Source organism: Micromonospora sp. NPDC005324, assembly GCF_040607155.1.
GTDB classification, from domain to species: domain Bacteria; phylum Actinomycetota; class Actinomycetes; order Mycobacteriales; family Micromonosporaceae; genus Micromonospora; species Micromonospora trifolii.
Window position 1 is genome coordinate 57,676 of record NZ_JBEXGE010000038.1, and the last position, 17,276, is coordinate 74,951.

The window sequence follows — 17,276 nt, forward strand, 5'->3', positions numbered from 1 at the left end:
GTTCGACCAGGCCGGCCACCTCCGCCGGCACCGCCGCAGCGGACCGACACCCAGCCGGATCATGCTGCCGCACCGGGAAGCACCAGGATCCCCGACAGGGTCAAGCTCAGGGCAGCGCGGTGACGAGTTCAGCTGGCGGAGTGCGGAGTTGGGTGTCCTTGCTGGGTGGTGTGCCGAACATGCGGCGGTATTCACGGCTGAACTGGGAGGGGCTGTCGTAGCCGACGCTGAGGCCCACGCCGGTGATGTCGGAGGGGCGGCTGGCGAGCAGGAGCCGGGCTTCTTGCAGGCGGATGCGTTTCTGGAACTGGATGGGGCTCATCCCTGTGACGGTCTGAAAGTTGCGGTGGAACGCGGAAACACTCATGCCGGCGATTTCCGCCAGGTCCTCCACGCGGAAGGCCGTGGCGTAGTTCTCCCGGATCTGACGCACGGCGCGGTTGATGTGAGCCAGTCCGCTGTCGGCGAGACCGAGCTGGCGGATGGCTGCTCCCTGCTCACCGCGTAGGAGATGCCAGAGGATCTCCCGCTTGACCATAGGAGCGAGGATCTTGCGGTCCGCGGGCTGCCCCAGCAGCCGCAACAGGCGCACGATCGCGTCCAGCAGTGAGGGCGAGGCCGTGGAGACGGCAATGCCGGGCGATGCGGCGCGTGGGGTGGCCGGCAGGTCTCGGGGGTCGGCCTCCAGGAGCAGTTCGGCAAGGGCCGAGGGAGCGAGAGTCATGCCGAAGCCGAGGGTGGGCTGCCCGGTGTCCAGGACATGGCCGGTGACGGGAAGGTCGGCGGAGGCGATCAGGTATTGGCCGGGCCCATACTCGTAGAGGCGCTCGCCCAGGGCGAGGCGTTTGCCGCCCTGGGCGATGACTGCGAGCACGGTCCCGGACATCCCGGCCGCCGAAGCATTCGGATGAGTGAACTTGCACACCCGGATGCCGTCGATCGCCGTGCTCATGTCGGGCCGCGCATGCCGGTTGAGAAGCTCACGCATCTCATCCAGGGCAGACATGAATCCCATCTTTGCACAAAACTCCACACGGGTACGGCGATCTGGCAGGATTGGGCACACATTCAGAGGTTCTGGCCTCCGGAGACTTCGATGTCCTGCGCGGTGATCCACCGGCCTTCCTCGGAGACCAACATGGCGATGACCATGCCGATGTCGTCGGGCTCACCGACGCGGCCGAGAGTGAAGGTCTTCGCCAGTTCCGGGATGATCTGCGGGTTCTTGCTGAACGCGTCGTCGGCGAAGCGGGTGACGGTGGCTCCCGGTGCGACCGAGTTCACGCGGATGCCGCGGGGACCGAACTCCTTGGCCATGTAGCGGCTGAGCACTGCCACGGCGCCCTTGAGAGCCGCGTAGACGGAGTATCCGGGCGCGGTCACCTGGGGCAGCGTGGAGTTGCTGGTCAGGTTGACGATGGCCCCGTTGTCGGCGAGGAGCGGCAGCAGTGCCTGGGTGAGGAAGAAGGGCCCCTTGAACAGGCCGTCCGTGAGCCGGTCGAATTCCTCCTCCCGGGTGTCCTCGATCATCGCCATGCCGGCGAATCCGGCGTTGTTGACCAGGTGGTCGAAGGAGTCCCGCTGGAAGGTCTCGCGCAGCACCTGGGCAACGGCGTCCCGGAAGATGGTGAATCCCGCCGTGTCGCCGAGATCCAGGTGCAGCGCCGCGGCAGTGCCACCCTGCTGCTCGATCCGCGCGACGGTGTCCTTGGCGCCCTGCTCGTTGGAACTGTAGGTCAGGATGACGCCGGTACCGCGCCGGGCGATCTGCACGGCGGCGCTCTGGCCGATGCCGGAGCTTGCACCGGTGACGACGGCTACCTTCATGATGGGCCTCCTAGGCCTGAGGATTCGTCGGAATCCGTGGGGAATGTGTCTCTTCCAGGAGACCGCTGTGCCGGGCCCGCGAAAAGAACGATCCTCTTCGCCTCTTGCCCAATCCTCTTCGCCGCGCTGCGCCTGCGCGTGAGCAGGATCGTGCATGGATCCGCCAGGATGCCCCTAGCAGTGATCGAGATCGTTTTCGACGACGAACGGCTACGCCCGCCACTGAGCTGACCACCCTGGGCCGGCTCTGGTGGAGCCGGCGCGCCCGTCGGCAGACCCGTGGCAGATCCAGCAAGGTGAATCGGTGATTCCGCCTCGCGAATAGCTTCGCGACCGATACATTGCCGGCGTGGACACGCCACTGAGGGAGCCCACCTTCCTGATCCTGACCGCGCTGGCCGGCGAGCCGCTGCACGGGTACGCCATCATCGGCGAGGTCGCAACCCTCTCCCAAGGTCGGCTGTCTCTGCGCCCCGGCACCCTCTACGGCGCGCTGGACCGCCTCGTCGACGCCGGCCTGGTCGAGGTCCACCGGGAGGAGATCGTGGACGGCCGACTGCGCCGCTACTACCGCCTCTCCCCCGCCGGCGACACCACGCTCAGCGAGGAAACTGATCGACTGCGCCGCAATGTCGAGGCCGCCACGGCCCGACTCCGCGATCGCTCCTCTCGGGCTGTGCCCCGGACCGTCGGAGGGATGGCATGAGGGACCTCGAACGCCGCTATCGACGGCTACTCCGCGCGTACCCCCTGGGCTACCGGCAGGCCCGCGGCGCAGAGATCGTCGGGACGTACCTCGATCTGGCCGAACCAGGCCGCCGCTGGCCGTCGCCGGTCGACGCCGCGGACGTCGCGGCCGGCGGTGTCCGCGAGCGGCTGCGGGCCGCCGGCGCGGCCGACCTCATCCCCGGGGTACGCCTCGCCGCCACCCTCGCGTTCACCACCGCGACCGCCCTCGCCGGCATCTGGACGGCAGCCGAGAAGATCGCTGGTCAGGTGCCCTGGGTGGTGCCGACCTTCGGACCATTCGCCACCACCGGGATCATCGTCTGGGCAGTCTGGCTGCTGGCGGCCGTCGTGCACTCCGTCGCCCCGCTCCGGTGGACCCGGATGACCATCGGCGTGGCCCTGCTGCTGGGCGCCGTCGCGCTGCCGGTCGGCGCCCTGGCCGGCCTACCGCGACCGCCGTTGTTCGTCCTGGTGCCCCACGCCACGCTCGGCCTTCTGGCACTCGCCCTGCCCGCCGACCCGCCACGGTGGCAGCGGCTCGTGCCGCTGGTTGTCGCCCCGCTGGCGACATTGGCCGCAGCTCACGGGATGGTCGAGCGAAATACCCCCTACCGGAACGGCGAGTGGGGCAACTTCCTGCCGAAGGCCGGCGTCGCGCTGCTGCTGACCGCCATGCTCACCGCCGCGATCCTCGCCCTGCGCCACGACACCCGAGGACTCTGGGCCCTGTTGACACTGTTCGCCCCGATCGGGCTGCTCGGCCTCTACCCGTTGAGCGAGATCACCGCCGACCTCGTCGGCGCCAGCTACCCCGACTTCCAGGTCGCCACCGCAACCGCCGGCATAGTCGTCATCCTCAGCGCGGTGACGCTGACAGCGGCCGTCGCCGCCCGCCGCGAAGCACGACCAGCCAGGTCAGCGACCGTCACCGCTGCGCCGACGGCGGGAGCCTGTCCCACCTGCGGACGGTGACAGCAGCAGCCGCCTCAACAGGCGCCACCGACAAGGCGGCGGGACGTGGACTCAGCCGGTGATTTCCGCCCGTTACCGGGCAGGTCCGAAGTCCGCCGCAGACCGGCGGCGCCCCTGCCGGAGTGCGGCAGCCAAGCCGCACCCTGGCAGGGACGCCATTCGGGACTCACATCATGACGACATGCGCCGAAAGCCTCCGAGGCGCCCTGGGCTCCAGATCAGCAACCGAGGCGCTTACTCGAAAGGGCGATGTCGTCAATGCAGAGCCCGCTCGCATTGATGAATTCAATACATGTGAAGAGGTTGACTCCGGTCGGCCGGCAGTCGGGCCTGCACGGGTCGGATCGAACCGTCATGATCTACAATGAGTGCTCCGGCGTTGACTCAGAGCCAGGAAGGCGCAACGCTGTGGAAGCGCTCCCATCGTCGAGCTCCTATTCGAAAGGAATGCTCGTGCGACCCACCACAGCTCTACTCCCGGTCATGCTCGCCACTGCCCTCGGCGGTCTGGCCCTGCCGGAGCCAGCCCTGGCCGCGGCCGGCCCGGCGCTGACCGTGGACACCACCGCAGCCCGGCACCAGATCAGCCCGTACATCTACGGCATGAACTTCGCCGACCAGGCCCTCGCCCGCGACCTGCGGCTGCCGGTGCACCGCTACGGCGGCAACGCCACCACCCGCTACAACTTTCGTGCCGACACCACCAACCGCGCGTCGGACTGGTACTTCGAGAACATCCCCAACGACAACCCGAGTCCAGCCGACCTCCCGGAAGGTTCGGAGACCGACCGGTTCGTGCAGCAGAACAGGGCCACCGGCGCCGCCACGGTCATGACGGTGCCGATGCTCGGCTGGATCGCCAAGGACCGGTCGCGGGCGTGTGGCTTCAGCGTCACCAAGTACGGCCCACAGGAGTCCACCGACCCCTGGGCACCGGACTGCGGCAACGGCACAAAGCCGGACGGGTCACTGGTCACCGGCAACGATCCGGAGGACACCAGCGTCGCCGTCGGCCCGGAGTACGTCACCGACTTCGTCAACCACCTCAAGGGGCAGTTCGGCGCCGCCGCCGACGGCGGAGTCCAGTTCTACAACCTGGACAACGAGCCGGACCTGTGGCAGTCCACCCACCGCGACGTCCGCCCGACCGGGATGGGTTACGACGAGCTACGCGACCGCACCTACGGGTACGCTGCCGCGATCAAGGCCGCCGACCCCGGCGCCAAGACCCTCGGTCCCGTCGGCTGGGGCCTGAACTCGATCATTTATTCGGGCCTCGACCAGGACACCTGCTCGCGCACCGGCTGCTGGTCGAACCCGCCGGACAAGGCCGCGCACGGCGGCCAGGACCTCGGCCCGTGGTACCTGGACCGGATGCGCGAGTACGAGCAGCAGCACGGCACACGCATCCTCGACTACTTCGACGTGCACCTCTACCCACAGCAGTCCGGCGTGTTCGGCGACGCGGCCGGCGACGCCGACACCCAGGCGCTGCGACTGCGCTCGACCCGCCAACTCTGGGACCCGACCTATGTGGACGAGAGTTGGATCAACAGTCCGGTCCGGTTCATCCCGCGCCTGCGCGACCTGGTCGACCAGCACTACCCCGGCACGAAGATCGCGATGACCGAGTACAACTGGGGCGCCCACGGGTCGCTCAACGGCGCGCTCGCCCAGGCTGACGTACTCGGCATCTTCGGCCGCGAGGGACTCGACCTGGCCACCCTCTGGACCGCACCCGAGGCCGACCAGCCAGTGGCCAACGCCTTCCGCGTCTACCGCAACTACGACGGCAGGGGCGGCGCGTTCGGCGAAACCTCCGTCCAGGCGACCAGCGCCGACCAGGGCAAGTTGGCCGTGTACGCCGCCGAACGGAACGCCGACAAGGCACTCACACTGGTCGTCGTCAACAAGACCGGCGACGACCTGACCAGCCCGGTCGCCTTCACCGGCGCCCCCGCCAGCACCGCTCAGGTCTACCGCTACAGCGAGGCGAACCTCGCCGGCGTCGTCCGAGAGGCCGACCAGCCGGTCACCGCCACCGGCCTGACGGCCACCTTCCCGGCCAACTCGATCACCCACCTGGTGCTACCGCGCGACACCACGCCCGGCGACACCCAGGCACCGACCACCCCGGGCATGCCGACCGCCGGCACGACCACCGGCGACAGCGTCGCGCTGGCCTGGACGCCGTCCACCGACGACACCGCCGTCACCGGCTACGACGTGCACCGGGTCGACACCACCGGCACCGTGAAGGTGGGCAGCGCCACCGGCACCACGTACACCGTGACCGGGCTGACGCCGGACACCCCGTACACCTTCGTGGTAACCGCCCGCGACGCGGCGGGTAACGTCTCGCCGGCCTCGCCCGGCCTGACCGTGCGGACCGCGCCCACCGCCCCGACCGCCGGCTGCACGGTCGGCTACACGGCGAACAGTTGGCCGGGCGGCTTCACCGCGACCGTAACGATCAAGAACACCGGCACCACAGCGATCGACGGCTGGCAACTCGCCTTCAACTTCCCCACCACCGGCCAGAAGGTCGGCCAGGGCTGGTCGGCCACCTGGAAACAGAACGGTACGAACGTCACCGCAGACAGCATGAGCTGGAACGGCAAACTCGCCCCCGGCGCTTCCACCAGCGCCGGCTTCAACGGCACGTGGAGCGGCACCAACCCGGCACCACCCGCCTTCAACCTCAACGGTCATCGCTGCGGGTGACCTGAGAGGCTCCTACCCCGTAGGGAGCAGGCCCGAGGGGGCCGGGGCGCAGCGGCGCCTCGGCCCCCTCGCTCTCGAGCGACTGCTCCCCCAAACCGGGCTAGCACTGCGCCGCCGACCGATTGTCAGCTGCCGGCCAGTGCGGCGACCGGGTTTAGTTCCCGCGCGTCCTCGCCGAGCAAACGTGAGTACGCCGACTCATGCCCGGCCGGGTTGAGCCATCCACGCTGGACGGCATGACGTCTGAAGCGGTCGGCACAGGTCGACGGGGTGTCCCGATCGTTGGTCTCCTGGCCCTGCTCTGGGTCTGCGGACTGATCGCGGCAGCCCTGTGGTGGCTGGGCATCGGCCTGGAGCAGTGGAGCGTCAGCTACGGCGACCAACCCGGCGAGTTCGAGGACCTCACACGTCAGGCGAGCGTGGCCCTACTGGTCGCCGCGTTGGTGGCGACCGCCGGGCCGCTCCTCATCGCGCTCGTCGCGTACCAACTGCGCCAGGTACGCACCGCAGTCGTCTTCCTGGTGCTGGCCGCCGTGATCGCCGTGCCTGCCGTACCGATCGCTGTCCTCGCCGGCCGGGACCTGGATCCGGCGCCGGCAGCGACGACGCCCGGTCCGCCGGGGCACTGCGTGGAACACAGCGGCGGTGACACCCGCTGCCCGGGCGGCTGACCGAACGAGTCGGCGCCGAGCGGCACGTAGCGCAACAGTTCCTCGACCGCGGCCGGACGGATCTATGCCGGCTCGCGCACACCGCCGGCGTTGCCATCATCGTCCGGCATCGGTTCGGCAGGGGCTTCGGGCAGTTCGTCCGGCGCGCCGGGCAGAAGGACGCCCGCGTCGTCGGGCACCGGTTCGCGCGGGTCAATGGGCGGATACTGTTCGGGGTCGAGATCCGGTCCAGTCATCAGGCGAGTATCCGTCGTCTTCCGGACCGGCGCTCGTCGGGCCCGCCCCGCGAGCCGGGCGGCGAGCACGAGCCGGCAGCAGTGTGGTCGCGGCAGCGACGGCGGATCCTGTGCTATGGTTCCCGTGTTGCAGTTTTGATTTCCGTAGACGTTTTCTAGCGCCTGATGGGGCATCTGAAACCCCTCCAGGCGCTTTTCGTTTTTCGTGTCGTTTCGACGCGGGTGATCAACGCGGCGGCGTAAGGGTCCGCACAGTGCGGTCTCTACAGCCTGCGAGGAGCAGACATGACTACAGGTACCGTGAAGTGGTTCAACGCCGACAAGGGCTTCGGCTTCATCAGCCCGGACGACGGCGGCGCTGACGTCTTCGCCCACTTCTCCGCGATCTCGGCGAGCGGCTTCCGCAGCCTCGACGAGAACCAGAAGGTGGAGTTCGACATCACCCAGGGCCAGAAGGGCCCGCAGGCGGAGAACATCCGCCCGCTCTGATCCACACTCCGCGAACGGCGGCCCGACTGATTCAGCGGGCCGCCGTTCGGCGTTTCACGCGCTCACCGCGGCATGTCAAGATCGTCTGATCGGCAGAAGTCCGGCCGTCTCGGTGTGGCGAGTGGACGCCTCGCCCCATGGACAGGCGACGCGGAAGCGCTTGGCTGAACTCCACCGTGGAGATCGAACGCGGCCAGCCGGATAGGATTTCGGCCGTGGCAGCAGTACCGGCACCGACGGGTCCGTTCCGCTGGGACCTTGTCTCGCCAGCCCAGCTCGGCGCTCTCCTCGACGCCGTCCCCGAGCCCGATCTCTGGTTCCTACCCGAGCTGCTCGAGTGTGCCGGGAAGGTCCTTGCCCGCAGCGCCGACGCGGACCTCTACTTCGTCGGCCGCTCCCCCGACAGCATCTTCGACCTGCTCAGCGGAGCGCTGGCCGCCACCACATGGCGCGACCGCTGCCACCGTCTTCCCCTGTCACTGTGGAGCGATCCGGATGCGCTGACCCCGGCGCAGGTCACCCAGTTCCGCAGCAACCTCAGCCACCTGGGAATCACCCCGCACGGGCTGGCCCACCGCCAGCGTCCGGTGGCGTTCGTTGACCTCGTCCACGGCGGCCGCACCTACGAGAACCTGTTCCATCTGCTCCGGCGCTGGATCAGCGAGGAGAGGGTCGCCTGGTCGGTGATCCGTACGAAGGTGCGGTTCATCGGCATCACCGCCCGCACGAAGACCAGCCCGAACACGTGGCGCTGGTACCAGGCCGCCCCGTGGGCCAGCCACCTCCCGCGTAGCGCCCTGGTCGGCGTGTCCCTGCGCAGATGGCTGTGGGAGTACTTCGGCGACCACCAGCACAAGATCACCCGCTCGTTCCCCGTCGTACGGTGGCTCGACCAGGACACGCACGGCCCGGCACGCGATCCCACGGCGTTGGCCGCCCTCGCCGAAGCCGTGGCCCTGGTCGCCTACGGCCGCTCGCCCGAAGGGCGAGCCGGGCTTGCCGCCGCGATGACCGGCGAACCCACCATGCGCCAGCCGTGGGTACGGTCGCTGGTAACCGAACTACGCCGGCCAATCACCACCCGTCAGACCTGACCAGCCCGCCCTACCTGACGCACCGCGGTCTCGGTCAGGGAACTCATCCTGGCGGTGGTGGCGGTCTTCAGTGACTGCGGCGAGCCTCGACGATCCAGGCCCGTGAGTCGAAGTACACGCCGCCGTCGGTCTGGTGGGCGTCGAGGGTGGCGCGTAGCCGCGTGCGTGCCTGCTGGGCGGCCGCGGCGTCGAGATTGGCAAGCAGGTTCCTGGACTCCCAGAGGCTGAGCACGGCATCGAAGGCGGTGGCGCTGTCCGGGCCGTAGTAGACGGGCTTGTTGACGTCCGTGAAGCTGACGTCCGCGAAGCCGGCCGACGTCAGGATGCCTTGCGTGACGGTCGGGTCAGCGAGTGAGAACGGGTTCGGGCCGCGCGGTGTGGCGGTTGCGGTGCCGAGGGCCTGGCCGATCGCGTTGGCCCACTCATTGCGGTCGCGCTCTTGCCAGACCAGCAGCACCAGGCGTGCCCCAGGGCGCAGGCCGTGCCCGATATTGGTGAACGCGGCGACCGGATCGGCGAAGAACATCGTTCCGAATCTGCTGATGCAGACGTCGTACGGCGTCGATGAAAAGCGGTGGACCTCGGCGTCCGCCTGTTCGAAAATGATGTTGGTCAGCCCCTCGTCGCTGCTGAGCTGACGAGCCCGTTCGAGCATAGGCGCGGAGAGATCAACGCCTACCGCGCTTCCGGCCGCGGCGGCGCGGGCGGCCTCGCGCGTGGACTGGCCGGTACCACAGCCGATGTCGAGCACACGGTCGCGAGAGCCGACGTGGGCAGCGGCGCGGAAAAGTTCGTTGTGCAAGCGTAGTTCTGCGTCGTAATCGAACAGGTTGGACATCCCCGTCACCGACCAAGTCTCATCATCCAGCGACCTCGCCAACGGCTCGCAGGGCTCCACCAAAGCTCGGCGCCCTGCGAGCCGCTGGCCCACCGTCGAAGGTCTTCGGACCCTCAGCCCGTGCGGCGGGTGGCGGCCACCTCTTTCACACGGCCGATCTTGCCCGAACGCGTGAGAAGGAAGGCGCCACCGACAACGAAGACACCGCCGAGCACCAGCCCGATGATGTCACCCCGGGACAGCGCACTGAACAGCATCAAGAGCCCGAAGATGACTGCCAACCCACCGATGAGTCGCATGAGGTAGCCGCCGACCAACCTGCCTCGTTCATTCACCATGGCATATCTTGTGCCCGACGCGGGCGTTCCACAAACGACCGACGTCGGTGCGACAGTGAGGCGGTGGCGCGTAGTCGGCGATCCCACCGGGGCCGATCGCTGTCCTTCGACGAGGGCACGTCCGGACCGCACTGAATCAGCCTACGGGCTATTACCATGCGAGCGTGGCTCACGTTGCCCAGGTCCGCCGGCCGTACCCGCTGCTCGTCGTCGCGGCGGTCCTGCTGGCGCTCGGCGCGGCCACGGCCTGGGGCGTCGGCGACACGCTGGGGCTCAGCCACGCCCCCGCCGCCGTGCCGCGCGAGGACGCTGTCGCCGCGCCGGCGCGGACGCCCGCGCCGGTCCCGCCGTTGGCGTCCCTCGTCGTGCCCGACGAACCGCGCCTCAGGAAGGCCGCGGCCGCCGTCGCCGACGCGGTCGTCTTCCGCGGCCTGCCCCGGCCGGTGCTCGCCTCGGCCGCGTCGAGCCGGGCCAGGTCCGCGACGGCCGCGCCGGGCATCGGCACAGGGCGCGTGGCGGCCCCGGACCTGACGGCGGTGAGCACACTGCGGGCGGGCGTGCTGGCCACCCTCAGCGGGACGCCCGAGTCGTACCGGCTCGACGTGCGCGGCGCCGAGCTGGCCGTCCAGGGCGGCGACGTCGCGGGCGTGGCAGCCGGGATGTACCGGCTGGCCGACCGGATCCGCTCCGGTGCGGAGGTGCTCCCCGCGGCGGACGCGGGTCGGGTGGTCATCCCCCGGCTCGGCCTGCGGCTGACCGACGCGGGTTCGGTGGGGCGCGAGCCCGACCCGGCCGTCTTCGCCGCCGGCGACGACTATGGCCTGAACACCGACGTGGTCGGGTCGGCGGTGCTTCCTCGCGCGCCGTGGGTGGACGCGGGCGCGGTGGCCCGTATCGACGCGCAATTTCGGCAGTTCGTCGACCACTCGGTGGCGCAGGGATTCAACGGAATCGTCGTGCCCGGCCTCCTGGAGTACGTCACGTTCAGGAAGGTCGGCGACGGGGGCGCGGTCTACCCGCCCGGTGACCCGCACGTCGAACGCGCACGGGCGATGGTCGCGGCGTTCGGCCCCGTCTTCCGGTACGCCGAGGACATGGGCGTGCGGGTCTTCCTGCTGACCGACATGCTCGCGGTGTCGCCCCCGCTGGAGGCATACCTGACGCGGACCGTCGGCGGCCTCGACGTGGCCGACCCTCGGCTGTGGGCGGTTTACCAGGCCGGTCTGGCGGAGCTGTTCGAGAGCATGCCGTTCGTCGACGGCCTGATGATCCGCGTCGGCGAGGGCGGCGAGGTGTACGCCGGAACGGGCTGGGACTACTCGTCGAGGCTCGCGGTCACCACGGAGACGTCAGTGCGCGCGATGCTGCGGGCGCTGCTGGACACCGCGGGCCCAGCCGGGAAGGAGATCATCTTCCGTACGTGGACGGTGGGCGTCGGTGCCGTCGGCGACCTGCACACCAACCCGGTGTCGTACGCGCAGGTCCTCGGCGGGCTCGATGATCCGCACCTGATCGTGTCCACGAAGTACACACTGGGCGATTTCTACAGCCACCTACCGCTGAACTCCACCCTGCTGGGCGGCGGGCACCGCCGCATCGTGGAGTTCCAGGCCCGGCGCGAGTTCGAGGCGTTCGGGTCGCTGCCCAACGACCTAGGCCCGCTGCACCGCCAGGCGCTGCGCGCGTTCCTTGCCGCCAACCCGAACGTCGAGGGTGTCTGGAACTGGACCCAGGACGGCGGGCCGTTGCGCGCCGGGCCCATGTCGCTGTACCTGCGCACGGGGTTCTGGCAGCTCTACGACCTCAACACGTACGCCGTCGGCCGCCTGGCCTGGGACCCACACGCCGACCCGGCGCAGGTCACGGCGGACTGGGCGTACCGCACGTTCTCCGGCGATCCGGGCACCGTCGCCGCGATCGGGCAGGCCATGGCGCTGTCCCGGCAGGCGGTCACCAGAGGCCTCTACATCTCTCCGTACGCCGACCGGTCGGTGCGGGCGCTCGGGCTGGAACCGCCGCCCATGATGTGGATCTTCGAGTGGGACATCCCGACCGGCGACTCTGCGGCGCTCGACAGCATCTACGCGGTGACCGGCGGCCGCGTCGACGAGGCGATCGAGGAGGGCACGCAGGCCGTCGTGCTGGCCCGGCGCATGCGCGACCTGGTCGCCGCGACCGAACCGGCGACGTGGCGGGACGCCGAACTGCGTGGGCGCTTCACCGCGACCCTCGACTACCAGGTCGACCTGTTCGAGACGCTGGGCGCGTACCGGACCATGGTGCTACGGCACGCGCAGTGGCTCGACACGGGCGCCCCGGCCGCCCGCCACGACTGGCGGCTGGCCGCGGCGGCGTACCACGACGCGCGCGACGCGCACCGGCAGCGCTACGGCACCGACCTGGACCTGCCCGCGTACAACTTCACCGCCGCAGACCTCGGGGCGCGGCGCGCCGACCGGGACCCGGCGATGGCCTGGGCCGCCCGGGCGATGCTCGGGTCGATCCTGCTGGTGGTGCTGCTCGGCCTGTACGGGCGCGGGTTCGGCGCAGCCGCCGCGCGCGGGTTGCTGCTCGGCGCGCTCCGGCCGTGGCGGGTGGCCGCGCTGCCGACGCCCATGACGCGGGCGGACCGGGTGTTGGTGTGGCTGATTCCGGCCGTGGTGCTGGTGGCGAGCCGGCTCGTGTTGACCTGGTTCGCCGCGCCGGCGCACCTGCTGGTCACCCTCGGTGGGTGGGCGCTGTTCGCCCTCGTCGTACGCCTCGTCGTCGGCCGCCGGGACCCGTTCCACCTGTGGGCCGTGGTCGGCGGCGTCGCGCTGCTGCGCAGCGTGCTGCTGCTGGCGGCGCTCGCCGGGCGCGGACCGGGCGGATACTGGTTCGCCTTCTGGACTGCGCCGAGCCTGCGCGCGGCGTACGTCACCGTCGCGTTCGCGGCGTTCTGCTGGCTGTTCGTGGCCGTCGCCGTGGTCCTGCGGGACCGGTACGGCCTGCGCCGTCGAAGCGCCGTCGGGCTGACCCTCACCGCCGTGGGTGTGCCCCTCGGCGTGCTGTCCGCCCTGGTCTCGGTAGTGGGCCTGGAACGTGCGCTGACGGTGTGGAATGACCAGCTCGCGTTGCTGCCCTGGGGCCTGTCCCGCATCCTCGGCATCACCGTCCACCTCGGCATCCCCACCCAACTCCCCGCATACACCGCCGCAGCCGGAATCGCCTTGGCCGCGGCCGGCCTGCTCCTGTCACTCGGACGCCACCGGCCATCCGCTGGCCGACGAACAGCAGGTCGCTGGCGGTGAGGATGCCGTTTCCGTGTGCCAGCGGGTACGGCATCCGGCGCCACCCCGCACGCCGACAGACCGCACCGATTCGCCTACCAGTCAGCCCGGCATGCGACGCTCAAGGTCCGCGACCAACGGGCCACGCCGCGTGGCCCCCGGACACAACCGCCACAGCCGCACAATTCCTGGCATGACAGCGCGGCACCCCCAACCCACACCCCTTGTGCCCGGAGGAACGCAGACCATGGACCACGCATCTCAGCTCATCCAGGAGCGGAGTGCCCCGCCGGCCACGCTGGTGATCTTCGGTGCCTCCGGTGACCTGACCCGGCGTAAGCTGCTGCCCGCAGTCGAGAGCCTGGCTCGGCACGAGCGACTCCCGGACCAGTTCGCGCTGGTCGGCGTCGCGCGCACGTCGATGACCGACGAGCAGTTCGCCGAGAGCGCCCTCGGCGAACGCACCGTCGCCAGCAAGCGCCAGCTCCAGGGCGGCGTGCGGTACGTGGCCGGGGGCTACGACGACCCGGAGACCTATGAGCGGCTGGTAAAGACCCTCGACGAGCTGGACGCACAGCGGGGCACGTCCGGCAACCGGCTGTTCTACCTGTCCACCCCGGCCGGGGCCTTCGAGCCGGTGATCAACGGACTGGCCGGTGTCGGGCTCAACCAGCCACGCGAAGGCTCCTTCTCCCGCCTGGTCATCGAGAAGCCGTACGGGCGCGACCTGGTCACGGCCCGCGAGCTCGACGGCGTCGTGCACAGCGCGTTCGACGAGCACCAGGTCTTTCGTATCGATCACTATCTGGGCAAGGACACCGTCCAGAACGTGCTGGCGCTGCGCTTCGCGAACTCGATCTTCCAGCCCATCTGGGATCGCTCCTGGGTCGACCACGTACAGATCACCGTCGCCGAGACCCTCGGCGTCGGCAGCCGCGGCGGCTTCTACGAGGACGCCGGCGCGATGCGGGACATCGTGCAGAACCACGTGCTCCAGGTCCTCGCGCTGGCGCTGATGGAGCCACCTGCCTCATTCGAGGCTGAGGGCCTGCGCAACGAGAAGGTGAAGCTGCTGCAGGCGATCCGGCTCCCCACCGACCGGGACATCGCCGAGGCCGCGGTCCGGGGACAGTACACCCGGGGCGGCACCCGCGAGGAACTGATGGCCGGCTACCGCGAGGAAGCCGGCGTCGACCCCCTGTCGCGGACCGAGACCTACGCCGCTATGCGGCTGAACGTGGACAACTGGCGCTGGGCCGGGGTGCCGTTCTACGTACGCACCGGCAAGCGTCTGCCGGCCCGGCTCACCGAGGTGGCACTGCAGTTCCAGCGGCCGCCGCACCTGCCTATCCCGACCGACCAGCTCACCGGCCTCGAGGCTGACGCGCTGATCCTGCGGATCCAGCCGAACGAGGGCATCTCGCTGCGCTTCGGTGCCAAGGTGCCGGGCCACTCCTTCCGGGTCCGCACCGCCACTATGGAGTTCTCCTACGACCAGACGTTCGTCGAGGAGTCCCCGGAGGCGTACGAGCGTCTGCTCCTGGACGCGCTGATCGGTGACGCGTCGCTGTTCATCCGCAGCGACGAGGTGCAGCAGTGCTGGCGGATCGTCGACCCGATCATCGACAACTGGGAGAAGGACAACTCGCCGATCCCCACCTACGAGGCCGCCTCCTGGGGCCCGACCGACGCCGACCGGCTGATCGGCCGGCACGGCCGCAAGTGGCGCAACTCCGCGTGACCCTGCCAGAACCAGCGTGACCGCGCTGCTGAGCTCGATCGCCTGGTCTCACCATCGACGCGCGGCACGGCCCTCTCGGTGAGCCGGTCATCGAAATCGATGGCCGGCCATCCTGGTGGATGTCCCGACGTCCGTCCACTCAGCCTGTGTCGGCGCAGAGTTGGGAGGTCAAGGCGGTGCGGGCTCATTCTTCCCACGTGTACCGGATCAGTTGGCGTCGTTCCGTCGACGGCCGCCTGCCAGAACACCCGGCGGCCATCTTCCGGACGCCACGAAGGCGGCGAGGATGTAGTGGGGGTGCCGATTGACGCCGGCTGCGTCGAACTGCCCGGCACCGGTCACGACCTGCCAATGGAATCTGGCCCCCACAGTGGTCCGTGAGATCCGCACCCGGGTCAGCTGAGGCCAGCCACGGCGCGCCTCGCACCCAGGGTCCAGACCTAGGGCTCGGTGCTCGTCGGCCCATTAACTGATCCCACTCGTTCGGCCCGGGCTGGTAGCGTGCGCCGAACATGAAGATCACGGGGGAAACATCGATGAACCGAACTCGACTCGTCCTGACTGGTCTGGCCGTTGCGGCGGCGATCGCGGTGTCCGGCTGCGATCCGCAGCCCGAATCTGAGGGCACCGCAACCTCGCCGTCCCCGGCAGCCTCGAGCGCCGCCCCGACCGGCGGTGCGACCACCGCGCCCAGCACCGCGGCCAACGACGCGGCCACAATCAAGGCCTGCGCCGACGTCAAGAAGGACATCAAGGACAACGCGGCCAAGGTCACCAAGGCCGAGAAGATCGGCCCGCCAGCCGGGCACTTCGCGGTCAGCGCCCAGTGGGCCGCCGGCTCGGTCGCGATCCTGGCGCACTCGATCGGTGCCACCGAGGCAGTCACCGCCGCCTCCGAGAAGATCCAGAACGAGATGATGGGCCTGAGCGACGCGTACAACAAGTCCGCCGACGCCAAGCCCAGCAAGAAGGCCCTGGAAGCCGCCATCAAGGAGCTGGACACCGCCTGCTCGGCCGCCTGACCGGCTCGACCACGCGATCGGCGGTGACCGTCACCCGGACGGTCACCGCCGATTCGCATGTCCCTGCGGCCTGCTGCACCTGGGTCAGTGGCCTCTGAGCAACCCGCTGTCAGCCCGCGCGACGCCAGACCTCAGCGCGAACACGGGCACCGCCCCGCGCAGAATGAGCGGTGGGCTGCCGTCTCGGCAGTGCCAGATCGGTCTGGTCCTGGTCGCAGTGTCCGTAGCGGTGATGCCGGTCCTGTCGGCCGCACAACGCCGCGCGGAGCGCGAACTCGGATCGGCGTCGACCGTCGCGGACTCCAAGCAGACCCTGCTGTGCACCTACCTCACGGCCGTGCTGCTGGACCGGCTCGCGGTCAACTCGCTGTTCAGCTGCGAAGGGCTGGAGCGACAACAGTTGCTGCGCCACCCGGCGCCACCCTGCGCACCCCCACCGACCCCAGCGGATGCACCGACGGGTGCTGCACCGTCAACAAGCGCTGTGGCGGTCCGGCAGCGTAGGTAGGCAGAGCACGACAGCCAGGGGCGCGGCGAGATGGCTCGGCGCTGCTACCCCTGCTTCCGGCGGACGATCGCGTCGAGGCACATGGTGGCGACGCCACCGGCGAGGCCACCCGCCATGCCCAACCAGACGAGGTAACGCTGACCAGTATTCTCGGCGATCGGGTCGGCGAAGATCCCGATCGCGTCGATCCTCTGCTGATCTTCCCAGTGAATGTTGAGACCGTGCCTGAACAGGCCGATGCGCAGAGAGGGCGTCCGAACGCCGACTCGAGCCGCAATCCGTAAGCCTCGGGAGGTGTGACAGTCACGGTCTGCCGGTGCCGGGCGTCGTCCTTCGGCAGCGCGATCGTCGAATCGGCGGTCTGGCAGTCGCACCACTCTGGCACGATCTGGGCAGAGCGCTCCTCGTCCGTGGTCGGCTCTGTTTCGTCCAGAGCGGCACAAGGAAAGCTCTGGGCCAGCGGCTCGACAGCCGGGCAGCAGCAGCGGGCGGATACATGAACGGCAGCACCAGGTAGCGGAGGTTGGCCCCTGGTGTGACGTGGCTCTGCAGCGAGAGCCTTCTGGTCGGTGCAGAGTGACAATCTACGGGCCGGTACATGGGAGGATGCTTGTGAGTAGTTTGGAATCGCTGCGGCAGTTGCTACAGCAGTCACACCACGCGCGTCCGGATGATCTGCCGGAGATGGCGATGCGAGCGGCGCCGCTGCTGGACGCGCGTGCCCTGGTGATCTACCTGGTGGACCATCAGCAGCGGCTACTGCTTCCGCTGATCGGCGGCAGCGCGCCGGCCCGCGACCCGATCGACATTGACGGCAC

General features: G+C 69.5%; 14 protein-coding genes and 2 pseudogenes. 11 read left to right on the forward strand and 5 right to left on the reverse strand.

All coding sequences use genetic code 11. The features are described from left to right. Positions 1–106: 106 nt before the first annotated feature. Together ABZS40_RS29730 and ABZS40_RS29735 are read right to left on the reverse strand one after the other, a co-directional pair. The gene (locus tag ABZS40_RS29730) at positions 107–1,006 is read right to left on the reverse strand and encodes an AraC family transcriptional regulator (RefSeq protein WP_354946966.1); all 900 of its coding nucleotides are present in this window, start codon (positions 1,004–1,006) and stop codon (positions 107–109) included. Between the two features lie 62 nt (positions 1,007–1,068). Then, positions 1,069–1,827 carry an SDR family oxidoreductase gene (locus ABZS40_RS29735; protein ID WP_354946968.1) on the reverse strand — a complete coding sequence of 253 codons (759 nt, stop codon included), beginning with the start codon at positions 1,825–1,827 and terminating at the stop codon, positions 1,069–1,071. Positions 1,828–2,176: 349 nt separating this feature from the next. Between ABZS40_RS29735 and ABZS40_RS29740 the strand changes: the two genes are divergently transcribed. The 4 genes from ABZS40_RS29740 to ABZS40_RS29755 all read left to right on the forward strand — a co-directional run bounded on the left by ABZS40_RS29740 (position 2,177) and on the right by ABZS40_RS29755 (position 6,923). Continuing rightward, a complete protein-coding gene (locus ABZS40_RS29740) occupies positions 2,177–2,533 on the forward strand; it encodes a PadR family transcriptional regulator (protein WP_354946970.1) in 357 nt (118 codons plus the stop codon). Beyond that, positions 2,530–3,528 carry a hypothetical protein gene (locus ABZS40_RS29745; protein ID WP_354946972.1) on the forward strand — a complete coding sequence of 333 codons (999 nt, stop codon included), beginning with the start codon at positions 2,530–2,532 and terminating at the stop codon, positions 3,526–3,528. Before ABZS40_RS29740 ends, ABZS40_RS29745 begins: the two co-directional genes overlap by 4 nt. 447 nt (positions 3,529–3,975) lie before the next feature. Beyond that, positions 3,976–6,252 carry a glycoside hydrolase family 44 protein gene (locus ABZS40_RS29750; RefSeq protein WP_354946974.1) on the forward strand — a complete coding sequence of 759 codons (2,277 nt, stop codon included), beginning with the start codon at positions 3,976–3,978 and terminating at the stop codon, positions 6,250–6,252. Between the two features lie 236 nt (positions 6,253–6,488). Continuing rightward, positions 6,489–6,923: a hypothetical protein gene (locus ABZS40_RS29755; RefSeq protein WP_354946976.1), complete on the forward strand. Its 435-nt coding sequence runs from the start codon at positions 6,489–6,491 to the stop codon at positions 6,921–6,923. Positions 6,924–6,985: 62 nt separating this feature from the next. On the opposite strand, the gene ABZS40_RS29760 is transcribed toward ABZS40_RS29755, so the two are convergent. After that, entirely contained in the window at positions 6,986–7,333 is a 348-nt protein-coding gene (locus ABZS40_RS29760; RefSeq protein ID WP_354946978.1) for a hypothetical protein, read from the reverse strand. Positions 7,334–7,444: 111 nt separating this feature from the next. Here ABZS40_RS29760 and ABZS40_RS29765 point away from each other — a divergent pair, with 111 nt between their 5' ends. Together ABZS40_RS29765 and ABZS40_RS29770 are read left to right on the forward strand one after the other, a co-directional pair. Continuing rightward, positions 7,445–7,648: a cold-shock protein gene (locus ABZS40_RS29765; protein WP_013283833.1), complete on the forward strand. Its 204-nt coding sequence runs from the start codon at positions 7,445–7,447 to the stop codon at positions 7,646–7,648. Positions 7,649–7,863: 215 nt separating this feature from the next. Further along, positions 7,864–8,742, forward strand: coding sequence for a hypothetical protein (locus tag ABZS40_RS29770; RefSeq protein WP_354946980.1), 879 nt, complete (start codon positions 7,864–7,866; stop codon positions 8,740–8,742). A gap of 67 nt (positions 8,743–8,809) precedes the next feature. Here the strand turns inward: ABZS40_RS29770 and ABZS40_RS29775 are convergent, their stop codons facing one another. Next, entirely contained in the window at positions 8,810–9,580 is a 771-nt protein-coding gene (locus ABZS40_RS29775) for a class I SAM-dependent methyltransferase (RefSeq protein WP_354946982.1), read from the reverse strand. A 113-nt stretch (positions 9,581–9,693) separates the two neighbouring features. Then, entirely contained in the window at positions 9,694–9,918 is a 225-nt protein-coding gene (locus tag ABZS40_RS29780; RefSeq protein WP_354946984.1) for a hypothetical protein, read from the reverse strand. 164 nt (positions 9,919–10,082) lie between these two features. Here ABZS40_RS29780 and ABZS40_RS29785 point away from each other — a divergent pair, with 164 nt between their 5' ends. The 5 genes and pseudogenes from ABZS40_RS29785 to ABZS40_RS29805 all read left to right on the forward strand — a co-directional run. Continuing rightward, positions 10,083–13,208, forward strand: coding sequence for a hypothetical protein (locus tag ABZS40_RS29785; protein WP_354946986.1), 3,126 nt, complete (start codon positions 10,083–10,085; stop codon positions 13,206–13,208). Between the two features lie 226 nt (positions 13,209–13,434). After that, entirely contained in the window at positions 13,435–14,928 is a 1,494-nt protein-coding gene (gene zwf / locus ABZS40_RS29790) for a glucose-6-phosphate dehydrogenase (protein ID WP_354946988.1), read from the forward strand. A gap of 536 nt (positions 14,929–15,464) precedes the next feature. Further along, entirely contained in the window at positions 15,465–15,950 is a 486-nt protein-coding gene (locus ABZS40_RS29795; RefSeq protein WP_354946990.1) for a hypothetical protein, read from the forward strand. A 196-nt stretch (positions 15,951–16,146) separates the two neighbouring features. Continuing rightward, positions 16,147–16,323: pseudogene (locus ABZS40_RS29800) on the forward strand (cobalt transporter); the annotation flags it as partial. Between the two features lie 747 nt (positions 16,324–17,070). After that, positions 17,071–17,276, forward strand: a pseudogene (locus ABZS40_RS29805) (serine/threonine-protein phosphatase); the annotation flags it as partial.

Coding starts and splice junctions, on each gene's coding strand:
- ABZS40_RS29730 (WP_354946966.1), bottom strand. CDS start 1,006: ATGTCTGCCCTGGATGAGATGCGTGAGCTTCTCAACCGGCATGCGCGG.
- ABZS40_RS29765 (WP_013283833.1), top strand. CDS start 7,445: ATGACTACAGGTACCGTGAAGTGGTTCAACGCCGACAAGGGCTTCGGC.
- ABZS40_RS29780 (WP_354946984.1), bottom strand. CDS start 9,918: ATGGTGAATGAACGAGGCAGGTTGGTCGGCGGCTACCTCATGCGACTC.
- ABZS40_RS29775 (WP_354946982.1), bottom strand. CDS start 9,580: ATGTCCAACCTGTTCGATTACGACGCAGAACTACGCTTGCACAACGAA.
- ABZS40_RS29750 (WP_354946974.1), top strand. CDS start 3,976: ATGCTCGTGCGACCCACCACAGCTCTACTCCCGGTCATGCTCGCCACT.
- ABZS40_RS29735 (WP_354946968.1), bottom strand. CDS start 1,827: ATGAAGGTAGCCGTCGTCACCGGTGCAAGCTCCGGCATCGGCCAGAGC.
- ABZS40_RS29760 (WP_354946978.1), bottom strand. CDS start 7,333: ATGCCCCATCAGGCGCTAGAAAACGTCTACGGAAATCAAAACTGCAAC.
- ABZS40_RS29755 (WP_354946976.1), top strand. CDS start 6,489: ATGACGTCTGAAGCGGTCGGCACAGGTCGACGGGGTGTCCCGATCGTT.
- ABZS40_RS29795 (WP_354946990.1), top strand. CDS start 15,465: ATGAACCGAACTCGACTCGTCCTGACTGGTCTGGCCGTTGCGGCGGCG.
- ABZS40_RS29745 (WP_354946972.1), top strand. CDS start 2,530: ATGAGGGACCTCGAACGCCGCTATCGACGGCTACTCCGCGCGTACCCC.
- zwf (WP_354946988.1), top strand. CDS start 13,435: ATGGACCACGCATCTCAGCTCATCCAGGAGCGGAGTGCCCCGCCGGCC.